Raw genomic sequence first — 21,279 nt, 5'->3', positions numbered from 1 at the left:
CCCCGATGTCACGGCGCATCAGCCGGAAGTCGCTCGCGGGACTGCTGCTCGCGGCCTTACTGGCGGTCCTGGGCGTGGCCTGCTCGGGACCGGGCCGGTCCGCGCCGCCGGACTGCCCGGACGACGCCCGGACCTGCCCCGCGAGCGGGCCCCCGGCGAAACCGAGCGCCGGCCCGCCGACCACGGCCGGCCCGGCGACGGGCAGCCCCGCCGCGTCCGCGTCCCCGACGGGGAAGCCCACCGCGACGCCGGGCGCCGGCAGCCCGTCCGACACGCCCGCGGCCAAGGCTGCTTGCGCCTCTCCCGGCGCCTGCGGCTTCCCCGACGCCGGCTCCACCGGGCCGCGGATCCCCCTCACGCCCCACGAGACCGGGTACATGGCCGTCCGTACCGACGGGCTCGTCATCCGGGGGTGGGACATCAAGGGCTCGCTCGACATCTACGCGAACGACGTCACCGTCATCGACACCAAGATCACCTCGGACAACTGGTGGGGCATCAACCTGCGCCCCGGATACAGCGGCCTGCGGGTCCTGCACTCCACCATCACGGCCGTGCCCGGCAAGGGGCCGGACAACGGCGGAGTGGACTACGCGGTGTCGAACATGGGGGGCAGCTCCATCGAGGTCGGCTGGTGCGACGTCTCGGTGTTCGGCGACGCCCTGTCCATGGGGCAGGGCAACATCCACGACAACTACGTCCACGACATAGCCCCGTTCATCAACCTGGGCGGTGAGTGGCAGCACACCAACGCGGTGATCAGCGGCGGCGGCAACACCGGGGAACTGATCATCCGCCACAACACCCTGCTGAACCCGACCGGCCTCAAGGAGGGCGCCTCGGGCAGCATCGGCCTGTTCGCGGACACCGGGGTGGTCAGCAACGTCACCGTGGACAACAACTGGATCGCCGGCGGCGCGTACGCCCTCTACGGAGGCAGCACCGGAGCCAACGGCATCAAGGTCACCGACAACGTCTTCTCCACGCAGTTCCACCCCGCCGCCGGCGGCTACGGCGTGGTCGCCCACTGGAACCACGGCGGCTCCGGCAACGTGTGGCGGAACAACCGGATGTCCGACGGCCGCCCGATCCAGCCGGAGCCGGCGCCGTGAGCGGCCTTGCGCGCCGCCTCGCGCGGGCACCCTGGACGCTGCTCAAGGCGCTGTTCGGCTGGCTGGTGCTCTTCGAGGCCAGGAACAAGGTCCTGCTCGCCCCCACGGCGGTCCGGCTGCGCCGGATCGAGGACGCCGAGACCCGGCGGCTGGCCGCCGCCCTGCCGTCGCCGCCCCCGGCGCTGGTCGCCACGGTCATCGCCACCCACCGGCGCCCCGAGGCGCTGCGCGCCGCCGTGCGCTCGGCCCTCGACCAGACCGTCCGCGACCAGGTGGTGATCGTGGTCGACGACGGCGCCGGACTGCCCGGACTCCCCGACGACCCACGGCTGTTCGCCGTCTCGCTGGCCCGCAACACGGGCGTGGCGGGCGTCGTGCGCAACGTGGGCATCCGTCTCACCCGTTCGCGGTACGTGGCCTTCCTGGACGACGACAACCTGTGGGAACCCGACCATCTGGAACGGGCGCTGGCGGCCCTGGAGACCCCGGGCGGACCCGAGGGCGTCTACACGGCGCTGCGCCGGGTCCTGCCGGACGGCACCGAGCAAGACGTCCTGTCGGTGCCCTACGACCGGCGCCGCGCCGCCCGCGAGGCCTTCCTGGACACCAACGCCTTCGTCGCGCGCCGCACCCGCTCCCTCCACTTCAGCCGTCTGCGCCGGACACCGGAGGTGCTGCCCCGCGAGGACTGGGAGCTGATCCGCCGGTACGGCCGCCGGCACCGGGTGCTCCACGTACCGCACCCCACCGTCCGGTACCTGATGAACCCGGCCAGCTTCTACACGCAGTGGGGCAGCCCCAGTTGAGGCCCGCTCCTTGTCCGCTCCGACCACAGGTGGTTGATCCGATGCCCCGATCCCGGGCCCTCAGGAACAAATTCGTCGACGCGCCCGGCTCGCTGGGCGAACGCATGCGCATCGCCCGCTGGAAGCGGCTGCGGCGCTGCTTCCCCGGCATCGAGAACATGAGCGTCGTGGACCTGGGAGGCACGGCCGACATGTGGCTGCGCGCTCCGCTGCGCGCCAAGCACGTCCACCTGATCAACCTCGAGGAGCATCCCGCCGAGCTGCCCGACTGGATCACGGCGGAGACCGCCGACGTCACCGACCCGGCGGTCGCCGCCGAACTGAGCGCCCAGGGCGGCTACGACCTGGTGTTCTCCAACTCGACCATCGAGCACGTGGGCGGACACAGCCAGCGGCAGAAGTTCGTCGCGGCCGTCGGGCAACTCGCGCCGCTGCACTGGATCCAGACGCCGTACCGCTACTTCCCGGTGGAGCCGCACTTCGTGGCGCCCGGATTCCAGTTCCTGCCGCTGGCCGCCAGAACACGTCTGGTACGGCACTGGCCGCTCGTCCACAGCCGGCCCGACAGCCCGGAGTCGGCGATGAACGCAGTGGTCAACATCGAGCTGCTGACCCGCACCGAAATGCGCTACCTGTTCCCCGGATCGCTGCTCCTCAGCGAGCGCGTGCTCGGTGCCCCGAAGTCGCTCATAGCCGTGAGGAGGCAGCCCGCATGCTGAACAACCTCGTCAACCGGCACGACGCGGACCGGCTGTTGCGCAAGGTACGGAAGCTGGACCTGGACCCGGTGCTGGCCAAACTGCGGGTGCGCGGCGGTGCGCGCGTGGTCCAGCACTGGTCCCGGGTCGACCCGTCGCTGACCGAGTGGTGGGCGATCCCGGCGGTCATCAAACGGTGGAACCTGCTGATGACGGGCGACGCGGACACCTCCTTCCCCGGGTACGTGGCCGCCGAGCACTTCGCGCCGCGCACCGATCTGCGCGGTCTGTCGCTCGGGTGCGGTACGGGCGGGAACGAGCTGCTCTGGGCGAAGACCGGCGCGTTCGGTCTCCTGGAGGGCGTGGACGTGGCGCAGCAGCGGATCGACTTCGCCACCCGGGCCGCCGCCGAGAACGGTCTCGCCGGCGTCCTGCGCTTCCGGGTCACCGACGTCAACCGGATGGCCGCCGACGGGGAACGCTTCGACGTGCTGCTGGGCCTGCAGTCCCTGCACCATTTCGACAACCTCGACGAGACCCTGCCGCGGCTGTCCCGGCTGATCGAGCCCGGCGGGACGTTCGTGGTCGACGAGTTCGTCGGCCCCACCCGGTTCCAGTGGACCGACGCCCAGCTGGACGCGGCGAACCTGCTGCTGGCCCGGCTCCCCGAGGAGCGGCGGCGGCTGGCCGACGGCCGGGTCAAACGCCGCGTCGTACGGCCCAGCAGGCTCTCGATGGTGCTGGACGACCCCTCGGAGGCGGTCGACGCGGCGGCGCTGCTGCCGGGCCTGCGACGCCACTTCGAGGTCGTCGAGGAACGGCCGTACGGGGGCACGGTGCTGCACATCGCGTTCTCCGGGATCGCGCACAACTTCCGGGACCAGGAGCCGGAGACACGGGAGCTCCTGGAGCAGTGCTTCGCCGCGGAGGACGCGGCGCTCCCGGACGTCGGGCACGACTTCATCGCCATGGTCTGCCGCCCCCGCAGCGGCTGACCGGGCGGGGTCAGGGCCCCGGCGTCCCGCGCAGGGCGCCCGGCCGGAGGAGTGCGGCCGCGGCCGCCCGGGCGGCCGGGTGGCCCAGCGCGGCCCGCGAGGTCTCCCGGAGCAGGACGGCGGCCCGGAAGGCCGCCGTCGCCACCGGACCGTGCCGGCGCTCGTAGAGCCGTACGCGGTTCAGCGTCAGCAGGGTCCACAGACGCGGCGAGACCCGCGACTCCCCGCCGAGGTGGGTGGCCGCGGCCGCCGGCTCCAGGCGGGTCACGAAGCCCCGGTCCCGGGCCCGCAGGCAGTACTCCGTCTCCTCCGAGTAGAGGAAGAACGATTCGTCCCACGGGCCGCACGTGGCCAGGCAGCCCGCGGACAGGGCCATCAGCGCCCCGGTCGCCCAGTCCGCGACCGTCGCCCGTTCGTACGCGCCGGGGTCGGTGACCAGCTCGCTCAGGCGGGGGAACCGCCCGGCCCGGCGGTTGCCGATGACGGCCTCGCCGAGGGCGCGCGTCACGCTGGACTCCCGGCGCAGCGAGTGCACGAGGGTGCGGCCGTCCTCCTCGTAGAGCAGCGGCACGCTGATCCCGACCAGGCCGCCGCCGGCCGCGGGCGTGCCGAGCCCGTCCACGAGCAGCCTGGCGCAGCCCCGCCGCATCCGGATGTCCGGGTTGCAGACGAGCGCCGCCCGGAAGCCTCCCTCCCGGTCGGCGGCCGCCGCGAGGGCGGCGTTCACCCCGGCCGCGTACCCGGCGTTGCGGCCGGTCTGGACGACCGTCGCGTCCGGCGCCAGGGAGCGGAGCAGCTCCACGGTGCCGTCGGCCGAGTCGTTGTCGGCGACGACGAGCCGCCAGTCGAGCCCGGCCATGCCCTCCGGCAGGGAGGCGAGGAACTCCGGCAGCACCGCGGCGCTGTTCCAGGTGACGACGACAACGGCTACCGGACCGGTAGCGGAGGTCGCCGCAGGACGGGAGGCGGGACTGTCGGACCGCATGAGGACTCCGTGGTGAGGGGCTGCGGCGCCGCGCGCCGGATGAAGCCGAGGTAACTGCCGCCGGCGCCGATCGTCAGGAAGAACATCCCGGCGAACATCGGGAAGCTGAGGGCGTCGAAGGTGGCGCTGCTGACCAGGGCGACGAGGGCGGAGGCGAAGAACGCCTGCCCGAGCTCCCGGTCGGACTCGTCGCGGGCCAGCCGGCGGATGGCGCCGCCCTGGTGGATCCCGGTCAGGAAGAGGGCCGCGAGGGCGATCAGCCCGAGCAGCCCCATCTCCGTGAGCGTCAGCATGTACTGGTTGTCGGTGAAGAAGTACAGCTCGGGGATGAAGGTGCCCAGGCCCCGCCCGAACAGGGGCCGTCCCTCCAGGTAGGGGACGATCGCGCCGTACTTGACCGTACGGGCCTGGGTGCTGCTGTCGGAGTTGGACAGGAAGGAGCCGAACAGGGTGGTGATCGTCCCGATCAGCCCGGGGACGAGCACCTTGAAGCAGGCGACCGAGACCAGCAGCAGCCCGATCGCGGTCCACCGCCGCTGCGGCTTCCACCGCGGCACCATCACCAGGACCACGATGAGGGCCCCGATGATCGACGTCCGCGACACCGTCAGCGGCAGCGCGCCGCCCAGCAGCACCACCGGCCCCCAGCGGCGCCACCGGCCCAGGTGCGCCCGTACCGGATCGAAGGCCTGCTGTATGGCGAAGGGCAGCAGCAGGGCGAGCATCCCGCCGAACTCCAGGGGATGCGCCGTGGTGGAGCGCGGGCGGGTGAAGGCGCCGCGGTCCATGGCGGTGATCTGGGCGGCGCTCGACTGCAGGCCGGGGATGCTGATCTGGTCGGCGATGTTCGTGGCGGCGAAGAAGTCGTAGTACCCGATGGCGGCCACCACCGCCGCCATCACGACGGCCCTGCGCAGCAGCACGTCGAGCCGGGCCCGGTTCGAGACCGCGGCGGAGACCAGCACCACCAGGGACACCCACACCAGCAGCCCGATCAGGCCGCGGTCCGCCCCGAGGATCTCCTTGCGGGAGGCGCCCCGGGTCGCGTTCGCCACGTACGAGGCCAGCACCGAGACGGCGAGCAGCCACATCATCACCCGGGGCAGCCGGGTGCCCGGAGCCGACCGGATCCGGCCGGTGATCCAGGCCGCCAGGTACCAGAACAGGCCCAGCAGCGCGAACACGTTGGCCGGCGTCCCCACACCGCCCATGCCCGGCAGCGTCAGGTTCGAGGGGATGAAGAACGCCAGCACCAGATAGCCGGTGAGCAGGGCGACCGCGTCCAGCCGGCGGCCCCGGGCCCGCCTGCGGGCGCGCCACGCCCGCACCCCGCGGGGAGAGCCGTCCGCCCGCCTGCGGCGCAGCGCCACCACCAGGGTCTCCGTCACGAACGACAGCGTGAAGCCGGCCGTGGTGCACAGGATGATGACGCCGAGGACCTGCTGGTAGCGGGACTTGAGCTGGGGCCGCGGGGTCTGCGGCAGCACCACGGGCGTGGTCTGCACGAAGAACGCGGGCTCGACCTTGGCCGCCGCCTGGAGCGCGCCCAGCTGCTCCCCGGCGAAACCCGTGAGGATGTTGGTCTCCCGCAGGACCTTCTCCCGGTCGGTACCCGTGACGGTCAGGGTGAGGATCGGGCCCGAGGCGTTCGCGGCGAAGGAGACCGTGTACGGGTCCGTCACCCCGAGGCCGTGCAGGTCCCGCGCCGCGTCCGTCCCCGACAGGGTCCTGATCAGCACGTCCGCGGTCACGACCAGCGAACCGCCCGCATTGGCGATGGGATTGCCGAACGCGGGGGCCAGCTCGGCGACCGCCTTGGAGTCGATCAGCGCCACCGAGCTCTGCGACTGGTAGGCCACCGGCACCGACCGGTACAGGTGCCCGGCCGCGAGCAGACCGATCAGCGTCAGCGGCACCATCACGTACCAGCGGCGCCGCAGTACGGCGAGTATTTCACCGATGGTCACGAAAGCCCCCGAGATGTACCGGATTCGATGGCGCGCCGACACGTGTCCTGACAGGATCGATCACGACCGGGGGAACGGAAGGAATCGTGTGTCGCCAGGTGAGTTGGTTCGCGCGCTGCGTCGGCGCTGGTACGTCCTGGTCCTGGCGATGGCGCTGGCGGCCGCCGGGGCGTACCAGGTGCTGCGGCCCAGCCCGACGTACCTGAGCTCGGCGATCGTCGTGCTCAAACCGCCGGTGACCGGCAACCAGCCCAACCAGCTCGCCAACCTGCAACCGCCGCTCGCCGCCGTCTCCTACGCGGCCGTACGACAGCTGGAGTCCGGCGCCGGAGCCGCCGAGCTGCACGCCGCCGGAGTCGACGGCACCTACCGGCTGATCCCCCGCAACAGCGGCACCAGCGTGACTCCGCGCTACCTGATCCCCTCGTTGCAGATCCAGGCCGAGCAGCCCGGCCCGGCCGCCGCCGACGGAGCCGTACGGAAGATCATCGAGCTGTACTCGAAACACCTGACGGACCTGCAGACGCAGCAGGGCATCCCGGAGGCGGCGCGGATGAGCGTCACCCTCCTGGTGCCGCCTAACGCCGTGGCGCAGACCGGCACGAAGAGCCGCGGGCTGGCCGGGGCGGCCCTGCTCGCCGTGGTGGCCGGGGTGCCGGCGGCCCTGTGGAGCGACCAGCTGCTCGCCCGCCGTTCCCGACGGGCGAGCAGCTGAATGGAACAGACGGTGCATCAGATCCCTCGGCGCTTCCAGGACCGCCACCACAGCCACTCGCGGCCCCGGTCGGCGACGGCCGACAGCACCAGCGGCTGGAGGTAGGGCATCACGCGCGCCCCGATCCGCCGGCGCAGGCGCAGCGCCCGGTACTCGCCGAGCGCGGTGTAGCCGCCGGGCAGGCACTCGGCGGCGAAGGCCACCAGCTCGTCCACCGGAACGGCTCCGGTGCGCCCCCGGTCGTAGGCGCGGTAGGCGCGCCGCAGCGCGTACCGGGCGAGCCGGGTACGCGCGGAGAGGGACAGCCGGTCGGCCTCCGGGAGCAGGTCGGCGCACTTCTTCAGCACCGCGTCGAAGGCGACGAGGCGCTGGCGCAGGTCGTCGAGCTGCCCGCCGAAGTCCGTGGTGGACATGTTGTTGCCGTGGACGCGGTAGAAGGCCTGGTCCGCGCCCTGGACGTAGCCCACGTCGGCGTGGGCCGCGAGCCGCATCCACATCTCGATGTCACCGGCGTGCGGGAGCTCCGGATCGTAGCCCCCCACCTGGCGCTGGAGGCTCGTACGCACCACCACCTCGGGTGAGGTGATGCACCCCGTGCCCTCCCGGAACCGGCGCTCCAGCCACCAGTGTCCGGGGTAGACCACCGACCCGGTGGACCGGGTACGGGCGGCGGGCAGCGGACCGCCGTGCCGGAAGCGCAGCGGCCTGCCGTAGGCGAAACCGGCCTCCGGATGCGCGTCGAGCAGGGCGGCGGCGCGCACCAGGGCCCCGGGGACCAGCCGGTCGTCCGCCGAGAGCAGCGCCACGTAGTCCCCATCGGCCCACTCCAGCAGGCCTTCGTTGTAGGTGGCGATGTGGCCCTGGTTCCGCTCGTGGACCCGTACCTCGATCCGCGGGTCCGCGGCCGCGAGGGCCCGGGCCACGTCGGCGGAGTCGTCGGGCGAGGCGTCGTCGATGATCAGCACCCGGACGTCGACGCCCTCCTGCTCGTCCAGGACGCTCTTGACGCAGTCGGCCAGGAAGTGGCCGTACTTGTAGCAGGGGATGACCACGCTCACCGTGCTCACTGGGCGGTCACCTCCGAGGCGGTGGTGGACTGGACGGGCGCGGGCACGGTGGTGCTGAAGACCGGGCCGACCCAGTAGTTCACGGAGCCGAAGGTGTTGGTGGGGAAGGCGCTGGACGCGCCGTACTTGTACAGGCCGTTGGCGCCGCCGGTGCCGTCGGCCGGGGCGACCAGCGGGTAGGAGCGGTGCGCCGCGGTGAAGTAGCCGCCGTCCACGGAGTAGTTGCCGTTCGGTGCGTGGTAGGAGGCCACGTAGGAGGTGCCCGCGGTGATGGGCACCGGGGTGGCGAACTTGAGCTGCTGCCAGCCGGTCAGGGTTTCGCTTCCGAAGGTGCCGGTGGCCAGCAGGGTGCCGTCGGCGGCCCACAGACTACCCGTGTGCGTACCGGAGTTGTTCGGCCCCTTGTAGAAGGTGACGCCGGTGATGTAGCCGTTGACCGCCGACTGGAATCGGGTGCCCAGCTCGACCGAGTTGGTGTCGTCACCCACGTTGGCGGTGCTCGGGGTCGTGCCGCCGCTCCACAGCGTGCAGGGGCAGTTGACCGTCGGCGGCGACGTGCTGGTGGTGAAGTTCCACGTCACCGGCGCGGCCATCGCGTTGCCCCACAGGTCGGAGGCCTGCACGGACGCCGTGTACGTGGTGCCGAGCGCGAGCTCGCCGGCCGGGGTGAAGGTGGCGCTGTTCGACGCGCCGAGCACCTTGGTGCCCGGTACGGCGTTGCCCCCCGGGTCCTTGACCGTGAACACGAGCGTGTCCGCGTCGACGGCCCCGCTGAAGGTCGCGGTCACCGTCGCCGTGATCGCGGTCCCGGTCGCCGCGGACTGCGGCGAGATCGAGGTGACCGTGGGCGGGGTCGTGCTGGCCGTCGCGGTGTCCAGGACCGCGTCCACCCAGTAGTTGCTGCCGTTGGAGGCGTTGTTCGGGAAGCCGCCCGTGCCGCTGTAGCGGTAGACGCCGTTGCCGCCGTCGGTCCCGCTCTTCAGCGCGGTGAGCGGGGCCAGCCCGGCTTCGGCCGAGGCGAAGGTGTTGTCGTAGGAGTAGCCGCCCTTGGGTGCGAAGTAGGAGGCGACGTAGGTGGTGTTGGGTTTGATCGGCACCGGGGAGGAGAAGTTCAGCTGCTGCCAGCCGGAGGCCGTCTCGTTGGTGAAGGTGCCGGTGGCCAGGCGCTGGCCGGTGCTGGTCCACAGGCTGCCGGTGTGGGTGCCGGTGTTGGCGGGGGACTTGTAGAACCGGACGCCGGTGATGGAACCGGGCACCGACGAGCGGATCTTCACGCCGAGTTCGACGGCGCCGCCGTCACCGCCGTTGACCGTGCCGGGAACGGTCGCGGCCGGCCAGACGGTGCACGGGCACTGCTGGGGCCCGACGGTCACCGCGACCGTGGTGGTGGCGCCGATGTTCACGCTGTCGTCCACCGCGCGCACCTTGATCTGGGCCGCGCCCGGCGCGGTGGGAGTCCACGTGTAGGTCCAGGAGCCGAGGCCCGTGGTCGCCTTCCAGGTGGCGCCGCCGTCGGTGGAGACCTCCACGCGGGCCACCACGCCGCCGCCGGTGTCCGTCGCCGTGCCCTTGATGGTCACGGGCTTCAGGGCCGGCACGGTGGCGTTCGCCGCCGGGCTGGTCACGGTGACGGCCGGGCCGACGGTGTCGGTGGAGGCCGTCGCGGCGACCAGGTTGCCCTGCAGGGACTTGGGCTGGACGCCCATGTCGGCGAACACGTTCACCGTGGCCTGCTGCATCCGCTTGTCCTCGGTGACCACCGCGTCGTCGGGATTGCCGGTGGGCATGTTCGTCAGGCCCCAGGACCACTGCACGGTGCCCGCTCCGAAGACCAGGGCGTGGGAGGTCTGGTCGCGGAAGGCGAGCAGGCTGTGCGTCGCGGTGCCGTTGCCGTAGGTGTTGCCGTAGTCGAGCCGGAGCTTGCCGTCGTTGATGTCCACCGTGGTCGACGACATCGCGATCTGCCCGGGCGGCCGGTAGCCGTCCTCCACGTCGCTGTCCCACTCGTAGCCGAGGGTGCCGACGGGGAACGTGGCGGTCTGGGAGGGGGTCAGGGACGCCACGGTGGTGTTCCGCCACAGGCGCATCTTCGCGAAGGAGCCCGGCACGGTGATCGCGTCGGCCCGGTAGCCGTTCACGCTGAACAGCGAGCCCGTCAGCTGGTTCTGCGGCTGATACGTCCGCCCGTTGGTTCCGCTGGCCGGGTCCATGAAGGTACCCGTCCAGATCCCGCTCGGGTCGGGCACGCCGTTCGGCTGCGGGAAGGACAGCTTGGTCTCCTTGTAGCAGACCAGGGTCCGGTTGGCGGTGTTCGCGCCGTCGATGCTCGGCGCGAGGCGGGTCTTCCAGAACACCTCGTTGCCGCTGAAGTAGGTCTGGTTGACCCCGGCACGGCGCGCGTTCAACGCGTTGGTGAACTGGTCCTGGGTCCAGTACTCGTCGTGCCCCGAGGACATGAAGACCTTGTGGTTCTGCAGCTGCGTGGCACCGCGGGTCGACATGTCGATTCCGGACATGTAGCTGACGTCGTACCCGTTGCGCTCCAGCCACGCCACCATCTGGTACTCGGAACCGTAGATCCCGTTCTCCCCGCCGATGTCCATCGGCCGGTTGTAGCTGACCTCGTAGGCCCGCCCGTCCGGGGCGGGGCCGCCGCCGTCGTACAGGTCCTGGCCGCCGTAGTTGTTGTACGCCTGCCAGGTCTGGTCGCTGGTCTGCACCACGATGTCGGAGTGGCTGGAGTCGTTGCGGACGACGAAGGGGTAGGGCATCACCCCGTTGCCGTCCGCCTGGTCGAAGTTGACCAGGTACAGACCGGAGACGGCGTCGGCCGGCACGGTCCACGTCGCGGTGACGGGCCAGTTCCCGCAGTCGACCAGACCCGTGGAGGCCTTGGTCGTACAGGCCTTGGGATTGCCGCCCTGCGCGAAGTTCGCCGGGTACGTCTGCGCCGCCTGGGCCGCGGTCGACATCAGGCGGGCACCGTTGCCCCCGTAGTGGCCCAGCCGGTAGACCGAGACGTGGTACGGGGTCGGTGACTGGATCTTGAACTGCACGGTCTCGCCGGCCTGGACACTGGTCTGGGCCGGGAACCCCTTGATGTCGCCGTAGGCGCTGGGCGCGAACCAGTCGGACATCGCGGTGCCCGGCTTGGAGTTCTCGCACACGATCGCGTTCGTCCCCGGCCCGCACGGGTCGGCCGCACCGGCCACCGCGGACGGCGGCAGGACCGTGGCCACGAGGGCCGCGACCACGGTGAGGAGACCGTGCCGGAGGAGCCTTCTCCGTCTGTTCATCTGTACCTCTTCTTGCGTCAGCGCAGGGCGTTTGTCAGCGCGTCGACGACCCGCTGCTGTTGGGCAGCGGTGATCTGCGGGAAGAGCGGGAGGGAAAGCATCCGGTCCGCGGCCAGCTCGGCGTGCGGGAAGGCCCCGCGGCCGTGTCCGAGGTGGGCGAAGGCCGCAGTGAGGTGGACCGGGGCCGGGTAGTGCACGCCCGCGCCGATCCCCTCCGCGTTGAGCTTGCCGACCACGGCGTCGCGGTCCGCGCCGGAGACCCGTACGACGTACAGGTGCCACACGTGGAGGTTGCCCCGCGCCGTGACCGGCAGGATCACGCGGCCGGCGTCCGCCAGGTCGGCCAGCAGCGCGTCGTACCGGGCGGCGGCGGCCCGGCGGGCCGCGTTCCCGTCGGCCAGCCGGGCCAGCTTCGCCCGCAGGACCACGGCCTGGAGCCCGTCCAGCCGGCTGTTGAACCCGGCGACGTCGTGCCGGTACTTGGCGGTCCCGCCGTGGTTGGCCAGCGCCCGTACGAGGCCGACCGCCTCCGCGTCGTCGGTCACCACCGCGCCCGCGTCCCCGTACGCGCCCAGGTTCTTGCCCGGGTAGAAGCTGGTCGCGGCGATGCCGCCGCTGCCGGGGGAGCGGCCGTCGCGGGTCGCGCCCTGGCTCTGCGCGGCGTCCTCGACGATCCGTACGTGCCCCGGCAGCGCGGCGGCCAGCTCGGCGGTGGCCGCGCACTGCCCGTACAGGTGGACCGGCACCACGGCGCGGGTGGCCTTGCCGACCGCGTCGAGCGCGGCCTGCGGATCCATCAGGAGGCTGTCGGGGAGGCAGTCGACCAGGACCGGCCGGGCGCCGATCCGGGCGGTGGCGCCCGCGGTGGCGATGAAGGTGTTGGCGGGCAGCACCACCTCGTCGCCGACGCCCACCCCACTGGCGCGCAGGGCCAGTTCGAGGGCGTCGGTGCCGTTGGCGACGCCCACGCAGTGCCCGACCCCGGCGAATTGCGCGTACTCGCGCTCGAACGCGCCGACCTCGTCGCCACCCACGAAGGCGGTGCCGGCCAGCACGCGGTCGAATCCGGCCCGCACTTCGTCGGCGACCTCGGCGTGGGCCGCCTTCAGGTCGACGAGCGGTATCTGGTTCATATGACTGGACTCCCCATCCGTGATTCCGACCGTGCCCCGCGCGTTCCGCGCGCCCCCCGTACCAGCTCGTCCAGCGCCGGACCGGCCGCCTCGCGCAGCCGGCGGGCCGGGCTGCCCGCCCAGACCTCGCCGGGCGGCACATCGGCGAGGACCGTGCTGCCCATGCCGGTCAGCGACCAGGCGCCGACCCGCGTGTACTCGCGGACCAGCGAGCCCGCGCCCACGTACGCCCCGCGCCCCAGTTGCACCCCGCCGCCGAGGCGGACTCCCGAGGCGAGCGTCGCGAAGTCCCCGACCGTGTCGTCGTGCGTGAGGACCACCTGCGGCATCACCGCCACGTGCGCCCCGACCCGGACGGCGGCGGTCAGCACGCAGTGCGCGAGCAGCACCGTGCCCACGCCGAGCGTCGAGGACTCCGACACCACCGCCGTGGGGTGGACGACCGTCGCGTAGCGGTCCACGGGCAGCCCCAGGCGCCGCACCAGCCGGGCCCGGACCGCGTAGTCGCGGGGACTGCCGACGCAGACCACCACGCGGGCGTCCCGCAGCTCGTGCACCCGCTCGCAGCCGCCCAGCACCGGCACCCCGTCGACCTCCCGGCCGTGCAGGGCCGGATCGTCGTCGAGGTGCCCGGCGACCCGCCAGCGCGGGGCACGGCCGCGCGCCGCGTCGGCGGCGGCCACGTCCCGTACGGCCTGCGCGGTCTCCCGGGCGAACCCGCCCGCGCCGACGATCAGCAGGTCCTCGGTCCCGGCCGCCCCGGCGCCGGCCCCCTGCCCGCTCATCCGGCGGCCGCTTCGCGCAGTACCGCCACCACCCGGTCCTGCTCGGCCTCCGTCATGGTGTGGAACAGCGGCAGGATCAGCGAGTCGCGGCTGATCCGCTCGGTCACCGGCAGCGGCGCCGCGCCGTGGTCCGCGTAGGCCGGTTCCAGGTGCGAGGCCATGATCCCGCGCCGGGCCGAGACCCCCGCCTCGGAGAGCAGGGCGAGCAGCTCGTCCCGGCCGACCGGGAAGTCCTCGGCCGGCAGCACCCAGTACGACTGGAAGTTGCCCTGGCCGTAGCCGGGGTCCCGGACGGGCCGGAGCCCCGGGACACCGGCCAGCAGCTCCGCGTACCGGGCGGCGAGCGCCCGCCGCCGCGCCACGATCGCGTCCAGCTTGCCGAGCTGCACCAGGCCGACCGCGGCCTGGATGTCGGTCATCCGGTAGTTGAAGCCGACCTCCAGATAGCTCTCGACGATCGGCTTGCTGCTCGCGTGCCGCTGCGCGGCCGACACGTTCATGCCGTGCTCGCGCAGCCGGCGCAGCCGCTCCGCCCACCGCGCGTCGTCCGTCGTGAGCATGCCGCCCTCGCCGGTGGTGATCACCTTGCGGGGGTGGAACGACCAGGCGGCGAGCAGCGCGCCGTGGCCGACGGACTTGCCGCCCACGGTCGCGCCGATGCCGCAGGCGGCGTCCTCCACCAGCGGCAGGTCCCACTCGGCGCACGCCGCGCGCAGGGCGTGGACATCGGCGGGCACCCCGCCCTGGTGGACGGCGAGCACCGTCTTCGTACGGGGTGTGCGGACGGCGTCCACGGTGGCCGGGGTCAGGTTCCCGGTGGCCTCCTCGACGTCGGCGAACACCGGGCGGGCGCCGACGTAGCGCACCGCGTTGGCCGTGGCGATGAACGACAGGGAGGGGACGACCACCTCGTCACCCGGGCCCAGCTCCAGCGCGATGAGCGCCAGGTGCAGGGCGGTGGTGCACGAGCTCACCGCGATGCCGTGCTCGGCGCCCACCCGGTCGGCGAAGGCCCGCTCGAACTCGGCGACCCGGGGGCCCTGGGCGACCCAGCCGGAGAGGACGGCGTCGGCGGCCGCCCGCGCCTCCTCCTCGCCGAGCCAGGGCACCATGACCGGGATACGGGGCCGCGCGGTACCGGGGGCGCTCATCGGCCGGCCTCCGCGCCCGTGCCGGCACCGGTCCCGGCGCCCGCGGCGCGTTCGGCCCGCCACCACTCCACCAGGTCCCGCAGCCCGCCGCGCAGGTCGATCTCCGCCCTGAAGCCGAGCCGTTCGGCGGCCTGCGCGGTGTCCGCGAGGCGGCGGGTCACCCCGTTCACGGCGCGGGCCGGCCCGTGCACCGGCACCAGCCCGTCCGCGCCCATCGCCTCCAGCAGGCCGAGCGCCAGGTCGAGGAGACTGGTCTCGGTCCCGCTCGCGACGTTGAACACCTCGTCGGTCAGGTCCGACTCCGCGGCCAGCAGGTTGGCCCTCGCGATGTCCCTGACGTCGACGAAGTCCATGGTCTGGGTGCCGTCCCCGAGGATCAGCGGCGGCTCGCCCGCGGCGATCCGCTCCATCCAGCGGATGAGCACCTCGGTGTACAGCCCGTGGATGTCCATCCGGGGCCCGTACACGTTGAAGTAGCGCAGCGCCACGTAGTCCAGTCCGTACATGGAGTGGAAGCTGCGCAGCATCCCCTCGTTGAAGGCCTTCGCCGCCCCGTAGAAGGTGTCGTTGTTGTACGGGTGGTGCCGCTCGGTGGTCGGGAAGGTCTCGGCGAGCCCGTAGACCGAGGCCGAAGAGGAGGCGATCACCTTGCCCACCCCGGCGGCGGCCGCCGCCTCCAGCACGTTGAACGTGCCGTCCACCAGCACCTCGTTCGCCAGCCGCGGCTCCTCCGCGCACTGGGTGATCCGTATGGCGGCGAGGTGGAACACCAGGTCGGTGCCCTCCGTCGCCTTGCGCACCGCGGCCACGTCGCGGACGTCGCCCTCGACGACCTCCACCACGCCGCTCGGCAGCGCGCGGGCCAGGTTGGCGGTGCGGCCCCGGACGAAGTTGTCGAGGACCACGACCTCGCGCGCCCCCTTGTCCACCAGCAGGTCCACCACGTGCGAGCCGATGGTGCCCGCCCCGCCGGTGACCAGGATCCTCTTGCCCTCTACGCTGCTCAACGCCCTGCCCCCACTGACTCGATCATGCTTTTCCGTGTGCGCGTCCTGCGTGTGTGCGTGCGTGCCGTGCGGCAACGGTCAGCGGCCGGTGCGCAGTCCGACGACCGCACCGCGGAACTCCAGGCTCCTGGAGGCGGCTTCGAGGATGTCGAGCACCCGCAGCCCGGCCCGGCCGTCGGTCAGCGCCGGCCGTCGCGTCCCGATCGCGTCGGCGAACTCCTCGACCATGCTGCGCAGCGCCTCCTTCTCGCCGATCGCGGGCGCGACCATGTCGCCGGTCCGGTAGGAGATGAGCATGTCGCGGCGCTCGTCCGCGCCGATCTCCTGCGAGGCGGCCAGGTCCACGCCGCGGTCGAAGACGGCCACCCGCTGGGCGGGGTTGAGGTCGTCCCAGACCAGGGTGCGCTTGGAGCCGCCGACCATGGTGGTGCGCACCTTCGTCGGGGAGAGCCAGTTGACGTGCACGTGCGCGATGGCGCCGGTGTTGAGCTGGAGCGTCAGATAGGCCACGCAGGACTGCCCGGCCCCGATCGGGTCGGCGCCGTGCGCGGCGACGGCGACCGGCTGGACGTGGTCGGGGAGGATGAAGTCGAGGATCGACAGGTCGTGCGGGGCGAGGTCCCACAGGACGTCGATGTCCTTCTGGACCAGGCCCAGGTTGATCCGTACCGAGTCGACGAACTGGATCTCGCCGAGTTCGCCGGAGCGGACCATCTCCCGGATGCGGGCCACCGCGGGGGTGTAACAGTACGTGTGGTCGCACATCAGCGTGAGGCCGCGTTCCTCGGCCTCGGCCACCAGCCGCAGCCCGTCCTCGTACGTGGCGGCGAGGGGCTTCTCCACCAGGACGTGCTTCCCGGCGCGCAGCGCGGCCAGGGCCACGTCCAGATGCGTCCCGGCCGGGGTGGCCACCGCGACCGCCTCCACGGCGGGGTCGGCGAGGACCGCCGCGTAGTCCGAGGTCGCCTGGACCGTGGAGTACCCGCCGAGCACCTGGCGGGCCCGGTCCACGTTCAGGTCGCAGAGCCAGCGGAGCCGGAAGCGCGGACTGGACTGGAAGTTGCGGACGAGGTTGGGACCCCAGTAGCCCGCACCGACCACGGCGACGCCTAACGGGTCCCCGGGCTCCCGGCCGCCCGCGTCCTGCACCGTGTCCTTCACAGCGTTCCCCTTCCTTCCGCGACGCACGCCGGATGGCGTGTCGGCAACTCGTGGCCGGGACGCGTGCGATGGACGGAGGTGCCGTCGACGGCGGGCCGGACGCGTGCGCGACGCGTGCGTGACCCGCTCAACGGTGATGGCCCCCCACAACCGATGCCCTGCACAATCCGCCTGCTTCCGCCCCCCGGCGTTCCGGATTGATCCCCACATCGCCGAAGCGCGCCGAATCCGGTCGGCGTCGTTCAATCTAGTCCACCAGGCGTACCGCTGGGCAGAGTTGGGGGAATCGCCCGGTGCGCATGTTCGAGCGTGCATACTGCCCGGGTGACCAGCATCGTGATACCGGCCCACAACGAGGGCCGGGTCATCGGCCGCCTCCTCGACGCGCTCCTGGCCGGCGCCGAGGCCGAGGACACCGACATCGTCGTCGTCTGCAACGGCTGTACGGACGACACCGCCCGGGTGGCGGGCGCGCGCGGCCCCCGCGTCCGCGTGGTCGAGATCCCGACTCCCTCCAAACACACGGCACTTCGGGTCGGGGACGAGCACGCGCGGGGCTTCCCCCGGCTGTACGTGGACGCCGACGTGGTCGTCGGGGCCGCCGATGTACGGGCCCTGGCGGGCGCGTTGGCCGGGAGCCCCGGGCTGCTGGCCGCCGCGCCGGACCGCGAGATCCCGCTGACCGGGTGCGCGTGGCCGGTCCGGGCGTACTACGGGGTGTGGCAGCTGCTGCCCGCCGTCCGCGAGGGGCTGTTCGGACGGGGGGTCATCGCGGTGTCGCAGGAGGGGCACGCGCGGATCGCCGCGCTGCCGCCGCTGATGGCCGACGACCTGGCCGCCTCGCAGGCCTTCGCGCCGGGGGAGCGGTGCGTGGTCGAGACGGCCCGGGTGGTGGTGCGTCCGCCGCGCACCTGGTCGGACCTGGTCCGGCGGCGGATCCGCGCGGCGACCTCCTCGGTCGAGTTCGAGCGGTACCAGGCGTCCCGGCGTGCGGGGGCGCCGGGTGCGGCGCCGCCCTCCGCGCGCACCGGCACGGCCGACCTGCGGGCCCTGCTGCGGGACCGGCCGCGGCTGCTCCCCGGGGTCGTGGTGTTCGTGGCGGCGGCCCTCGCCGCGCGGCGCGGATCGCGCAAGGCCATCCGCAGCGGCGACTTCTCCACCTGGCTGCGGGACGAGAGCAGCCGCCGGAACTGAGCCGGTGGACATGGCCGTTCGCAAGGCCGTTCGCCAAGGCCGTTCGCCAAGGCCGTTCGCGCCGAAAGCCCCTCCGTTGCCCCGTACGATCACCACCGGGAGCCCCTGACCATGTACCTCGCGGACCGCTCCGCCCCCTCCGGGGCGAAGGCCGGGCCGGACCGCGGGCCCTCACGGGCGCCCGCGGTCACCTCGGCCGTCCTCGCGCTCGGCACGGTCAGCATGATCACCGACATCTCCTCCGAGATGGTCACCGCCGTCCTGCCCCTCTACCTGGTCGCGGGACTGGGCCTGAGCCCCCTCGGCTTCGGTGCGCTCGACGGCGTCTACAACGGGGTCAGCGCCCTGGTGCAGCTGACCGGGGGGCACCTCGCCGACCGGGTCCGCAACCACAAGCTGATCGCCGGCATCGGCTACGGCCTGTCCGCCCTGTGCAAACCCCTCCTGCTCCTCGCGCACAGCCTCGGCCCGGTCGGCGTGGTCCTGGCGCTGGAGCGCACCGGCAAGGGCCTGCGCACCGCCCCGCGCGACGCGCTGATCTCCCTTTCCGCCCCTGCCGGTTCCCAGGGCCGCGCCTTCGGCGTGCACCGCGCCATGGACACCACCGGGGCGCTCCTCGGCCCGCTCGCCGCCTTCCTCATCCTGGGCGTGGTGGCCGACGGCTACGACACCGTCTTCGGCGTGAGCGCGTGCGTCGCCGCGCTGGGCGTGGTGGTACTGGTGCTCTTCGTACCGGGCGCCCCTTCGGCCCCGCCTGGGCACTCTCCAGCCCCGCCGGCGTTTGAGGCGCGGGGTCCGGGGCGGAGCCCCGGGTCCCGGCGCAGCCGGGCTGCCCGTACGGCTCCCCGGGGCCCGGAGGCCGCGCGTCCGCCCGCGGCGGGCCCGCGCGAGGCGCTGGCGCTGCTGCGCCTGCCCCGGCTGCGCGCCCTGGCGGCGTGCGCCGCCCTGCTCGGCCTCACCACCGTCAGCGACGCCTTCGTCTACCTCCTCCTGCAACGCCGCACCGGCATCGGCGAGCAGTGGTTCCCGCTCCTGCCGCTCGGCACCGCCGCCGTGTTCCTGCTGCTGGCCGTGCCCGCCGGGGCCCTCGCCGACCGGATCGGCCGGCGCACCGTGTTCCTGACCGGGCACGCCCTCCTGCTCGCCGGGTACGGACTGCTGCTGTGGGCCCCGGCCTGGCCGGCCCTGCCCTATCTGGTCCTCGCCCTGCACGGCCTGTTCTACGCCGCCACCGACGGGGTACTGCCCGCCGCCGTCGCCGCCACCGTGCCCCGGCAGCTGCGCGCCACCGGCCTGGCCCTCGTCGGCACCGGCCAGGCACTGGCCCGCTTCGGCTGCTCCCTGGCCTTCGGCGCCGCCTGGACGCTCTGGGGCCCCGCCCCCGCCCTCACCGCCGCGGCCGCCGGCCTGCTGTGCTCCGCCCTCGTGGCCGGCTTCGTACTGCGCCCGACCGCCCCCGCCGCCGACCTCTCCCCGTGAGGAAACCGATGACGCCGTCACGCCGCCTGCTCGTCCTCGCCGCGGCGGTGCTGCTGCTCGCCGGCCTCGCCACCACCCTGGTCCTGCGCGGCGCCTCCCGCGCCGACCAGCCGCGTGCGGGCGGCCCGGCGGTCGGCGCGGGCCGCGTCACGCTCACCCAGCACGACACCCTCGCCTTCCTCAACGCCGACCGCGGCCCGGACCGCGCCGCCCTCGTCGCGGTCCCGGCCGGGACGCCCCAGGCCGGGCGCACCGCCTCCGAACTCACCTGCCGGCGCTTCCACGCCGCCGCCGGCACCGGCGTGTGCCTACGCTCCACGCCCGGCGCGCTCGCCCAGGACAACCAGGCCCTGATCGTCGACGCCGAGCTGCGCACGCAGCGCAGCTTCCCCCTCGCCGGCACGCCCAGCCGGGCCCGCGTCTCCCCGAGCGGCCGCTTCGCCGCCTGGACCGTCTTCGTCTCCGGAGAGTCCTACGGCTCCGCGTTCTTCTCCACCCGTACCGCGATCGTGGACACCCGTACCTGGGAGCTCGTACCCAGCCTGGAGGAGTTCGCGATCCTCATGGACGGCAAGGAGTACCGCGCGGCGGACGTGAACTTCTGGGGCGTCACCTTCTCCAAGGACGACGACACCTTCTACGCGACCCTCGCCACGGCCGGCCAGACGCACCTGGTCAAGGGGTCGATCTCCCGCCGTACCGTCACCTCCCTCGCCCAGAACGTCGAGTGCCCCTCCCTCTCCCCGGACGAGACCCGGATCGCGTACAAGAAGCGCGTGCAGCGCGGCGCGTCGCTGTGGCGCGAGCACGTGCTGGACCTCGCGACGCTCCGCGAACACCCCCTGGCGGAGAAGCGCAGCGTGGACGACCAGGCACTCTGGCTCGACGACCGCACCCTCGCCTACGCCCTGCCCACCGAGGGCGTCGTCGACAGCACCGACCTGTGGACCGTCCCCGCCGACGGCGGCGGCGCCCCCCGCCTGCTGACGCCGTCCGCCTCCTCCCCGACCCGCCTCGGCTGACCCAACGCCGGTGCCGCCCGTGGATCCGTACGGGGGGTGAGGGGCCCGTCACCGCGCGCGCCTTCCGAAAACCTGCACATCGTGTGCGTGTGCGGGACGGGCCGCCTCCACAACTCCCCCAACAGCAGGCGCCATCCCCTCTGATTCGTGGTGGTTTGCCCCGTTGGGTTCCTTGTAAGCAACGGGTGGCGCAGATGTGTTACTCGATTCTGTGGAGAAGCCGTCACTTTTCGGTGAATGAAGCTGCACGCCGGTCGAGTGAGGTGGTCATCCGGCCGTGATGGGGCGTCAACGGGATTGGCCGGGCCACCCGTTCGCGTGCTTTCATCATGCGCACTGCGGCAGGTGTGAATGGCGGCCGAGTTCCACGCCGCCCGACTTCCGCAGGAATGAATTCCTCCCCCCAATGAAAGGTGCGCGCCATGCGTAACGACATCGAGACCCGCGAGATCGCCGACACCGAGCTGGACGCCGTCTCCGGCGGCCTCGTCAGCGTGCACGGCGGCCTCGTCGGCGCCGTGACCAGCGACGTCAACGACGTCGTCGGCCTCGTGGGCTCCCTCAACACCGTCCAGACCGCGACGGGCATCGTCTCCCACGTCCCCGGCCTGGTCCAGGGCATCACCGGCGTTTCGGTGAACACCGGTCGCGCCGGTCTCTGATCGGGATATCCCTTGAACCCCGGAGTGCCCCCCACGGCTCCGGG

The 21,279-nt window shown here is 72.9% G+C and carries 18 protein-coding genes; 9 read left to right on the top strand and 9 right to left on the bottom strand.

The window, feature by feature from the left end; all coding sequences use genetic code 11:
• The first annotated feature begins 5 nt into the window (after window positions 1–5).
• The 4 genes from ACFTXQ_RS23695 to ACFTXQ_RS23680 are packed head-to-tail and all read left to right on the top strand — an operon-like array spanning window position 6 to window position 3,611.
• Window positions 6–1,112, top strand: coding sequence for a hypothetical protein (locus tag ACFTXQ_RS23695; RefSeq protein WP_382643866.1), 1,107 nt, complete (start codon window positions 6–8; stop codon window positions 1,110–1,112).
• Window positions 1,109–1,918, top strand: a complete 810-nt coding sequence (locus ACFTXQ_RS23690; RefSeq protein WP_382643864.1) for a glycosyltransferase family 2 protein — start codon at window positions 1,109–1,111, stop codon at window positions 1,916–1,918. The genes ACFTXQ_RS23695 and ACFTXQ_RS23690 overlap by 4 nt, the downstream gene beginning before the upstream one ends.
• A gap of 41 nt (window positions 1,919–1,959) precedes the next feature.
• Entirely contained in the window at window positions 1,960–2,637 is a 678-nt protein-coding gene (locus ACFTXQ_RS23685) for a class I SAM-dependent methyltransferase (protein ID WP_382643863.1), read from the top strand.
• Window positions 2,631–3,611 (top strand): class I SAM-dependent methyltransferase, encoded by a 981-nt coding sequence (locus ACFTXQ_RS23680; RefSeq protein WP_382643861.1) that lies wholly within the window; start codon window positions 2,631–2,633, stop codon window positions 3,609–3,611. Before ACFTXQ_RS23685 ends, ACFTXQ_RS23680 begins: the two co-directional genes overlap by 7 nt.
• Window positions 3,612–3,621: 10 nt before the next feature.
• On the opposite strand, the gene ACFTXQ_RS23675 is transcribed toward ACFTXQ_RS23680, so the two are convergent.
• Window positions 3,622–4,596 (bottom strand): glycosyltransferase, encoded by a 975-nt coding sequence (locus ACFTXQ_RS23675; protein ID WP_382643859.1) that lies wholly within the window; start codon window positions 4,594–4,596, stop codon window positions 3,622–3,624.
• Window positions 4,539–6,563, bottom strand: coding sequence for an O-antigen ligase family protein (locus ACFTXQ_RS23670; protein ID WP_382643857.1), 2,025 nt, complete (start codon window positions 6,561–6,563; stop codon window positions 4,539–4,541). Before ACFTXQ_RS23670 ends, ACFTXQ_RS23675 begins: the two co-directional genes overlap by 58 nt.
• 88 nt (window positions 6,564–6,651) lie before the next feature.
• On the opposite strand from ACFTXQ_RS23670, the gene ACFTXQ_RS23665 reads away from it, so the two are divergent.
• The gene (locus tag ACFTXQ_RS23665) at window positions 6,652–7,278 is read left to right on the top strand and encodes a hypothetical protein (protein WP_382643855.1); all 627 of its coding nucleotides are present in this window, start codon (window positions 6,652–6,654) and stop codon (window positions 7,276–7,278) included.
• Between the two features lie 17 nt (window positions 7,279–7,295).
• Here the strand turns inward: ACFTXQ_RS23665 and ACFTXQ_RS23660 are convergent, their stop codons facing one another.
• The 7 genes from ACFTXQ_RS23660 to ACFTXQ_RS23630 all read right to left on the bottom strand — a co-directional run bounded on the left by ACFTXQ_RS23660 (window position 7,296) and on the right by ACFTXQ_RS23630 (window position 16,878).
• Window positions 7,296–8,345 (bottom strand): glycosyltransferase, encoded by a 1,050-nt coding sequence (locus tag ACFTXQ_RS23660; RefSeq protein WP_382643853.1) that lies wholly within the window; start codon window positions 8,343–8,345, stop codon window positions 7,296–7,298.
• A complete protein-coding gene (locus ACFTXQ_RS23655; RefSeq protein ID WP_382643851.1) occupies window positions 8,342–11,641 on the bottom strand; it encodes a DUF4082 domain-containing protein in 3,300 nt (1,099 codons plus the stop codon). The genes ACFTXQ_RS23660 and ACFTXQ_RS23655 overlap by 4 nt, the downstream gene beginning before the upstream one ends.
• A 17-nt stretch (window positions 11,642–11,658) precedes the next feature.
• Window positions 11,659–12,774: a DegT/DnrJ/EryC1/StrS family aminotransferase gene (locus ACFTXQ_RS23650; protein WP_382643849.1), complete on the bottom strand. Its 1,116-nt coding sequence runs from the start codon at window positions 12,772–12,774 to the stop codon at window positions 11,659–11,661.
• Complete coding sequence (locus ACFTXQ_RS23645) at window positions 12,771–13,559, bottom strand: acetyltransferase (protein ID WP_382643847.1); 789 nt, start codon at window positions 13,557–13,559, stop codon at window positions 12,771–12,773. The genes ACFTXQ_RS23650 and ACFTXQ_RS23645 overlap by 4 nt, the downstream gene beginning before the upstream one ends.
• Window positions 13,556–14,710: a DegT/DnrJ/EryC1/StrS family aminotransferase gene (locus ACFTXQ_RS23640; protein ID WP_382643845.1), complete on the bottom strand. Its 1,155-nt coding sequence runs from the start codon at window positions 14,708–14,710 to the stop codon at window positions 13,556–13,558. Before ACFTXQ_RS23640 ends, ACFTXQ_RS23645 begins: the two co-directional genes overlap by 4 nt.
• On the bottom strand, window positions 14,707–15,717 hold the full coding sequence (locus ACFTXQ_RS23635) for an NAD-dependent epimerase/dehydratase family protein (protein ID WP_382643843.1): 1,011 nt from the start codon (window positions 15,715–15,717) through the stop codon (window positions 14,707–14,709). Before ACFTXQ_RS23635 ends, ACFTXQ_RS23640 begins: the two co-directional genes overlap by 4 nt.
• 78 nt (window positions 15,718–15,795) lie before the next feature.
• Window positions 15,796–16,878 (bottom strand): Gfo/Idh/MocA family protein, encoded by a 1,083-nt coding sequence (locus ACFTXQ_RS23630; protein ID WP_382643841.1) that lies wholly within the window; start codon window positions 16,876–16,878, stop codon window positions 15,796–15,798.
• A gap of 324 nt (window positions 16,879–17,202) precedes the next feature.
• Between ACFTXQ_RS23630 and ACFTXQ_RS23625 the strand changes: the two genes are divergently transcribed.
• The 4 genes from ACFTXQ_RS23625 (at window position 17,203) to ACFTXQ_RS23610 (ending at window position 21,235) form a co-directional block, all read left to right on the top strand.
• A complete protein-coding gene (locus ACFTXQ_RS23625; RefSeq protein ID WP_382643839.1) occupies window positions 17,203–18,072 on the top strand; it encodes a glycosyltransferase in 870 nt (289 codons plus the stop codon).
• A gap of 111 nt (window positions 18,073–18,183) precedes the next feature.
• Window positions 18,184–19,551 (top strand): MFS transporter, encoded by a 1,368-nt coding sequence (locus ACFTXQ_RS23620; protein ID WP_382643837.1) that lies wholly within the window; start codon window positions 18,184–18,186, stop codon window positions 19,549–19,551.
• Between the two features lie 8 nt (window positions 19,552–19,559).
• Window positions 19,560–20,573, top strand: a complete 1,014-nt coding sequence (locus ACFTXQ_RS23615) for a TolB family protein (RefSeq protein WP_382643835.1) — start codon at window positions 19,560–19,562, stop codon at window positions 20,571–20,573.
• Between the two features lie 422 nt (window positions 20,574–20,995).
• Window positions 20,996–21,235, top strand: a complete 240-nt coding sequence (locus tag ACFTXQ_RS23610) for a hypothetical protein (protein WP_382643833.1) — start codon at window positions 20,996–20,998, stop codon at window positions 21,233–21,235.
• The last annotated feature ends 44 nt before the right edge of the window (window positions 21,236–21,279 follow it).

Origin of the sequence: Streptomyces sp. NPDC057010 (genome assembly GCF_042673805.1) — a bacterium.
GTDB lineage: Bacteria > Actinomycetota > Actinomycetes > Streptomycetales > Streptomycetaceae > Streptomyces.
Note: the sequence above shows the minus strand (reverse complement) of the source record. Positions and strands in the feature narration are given on the sequence as shown.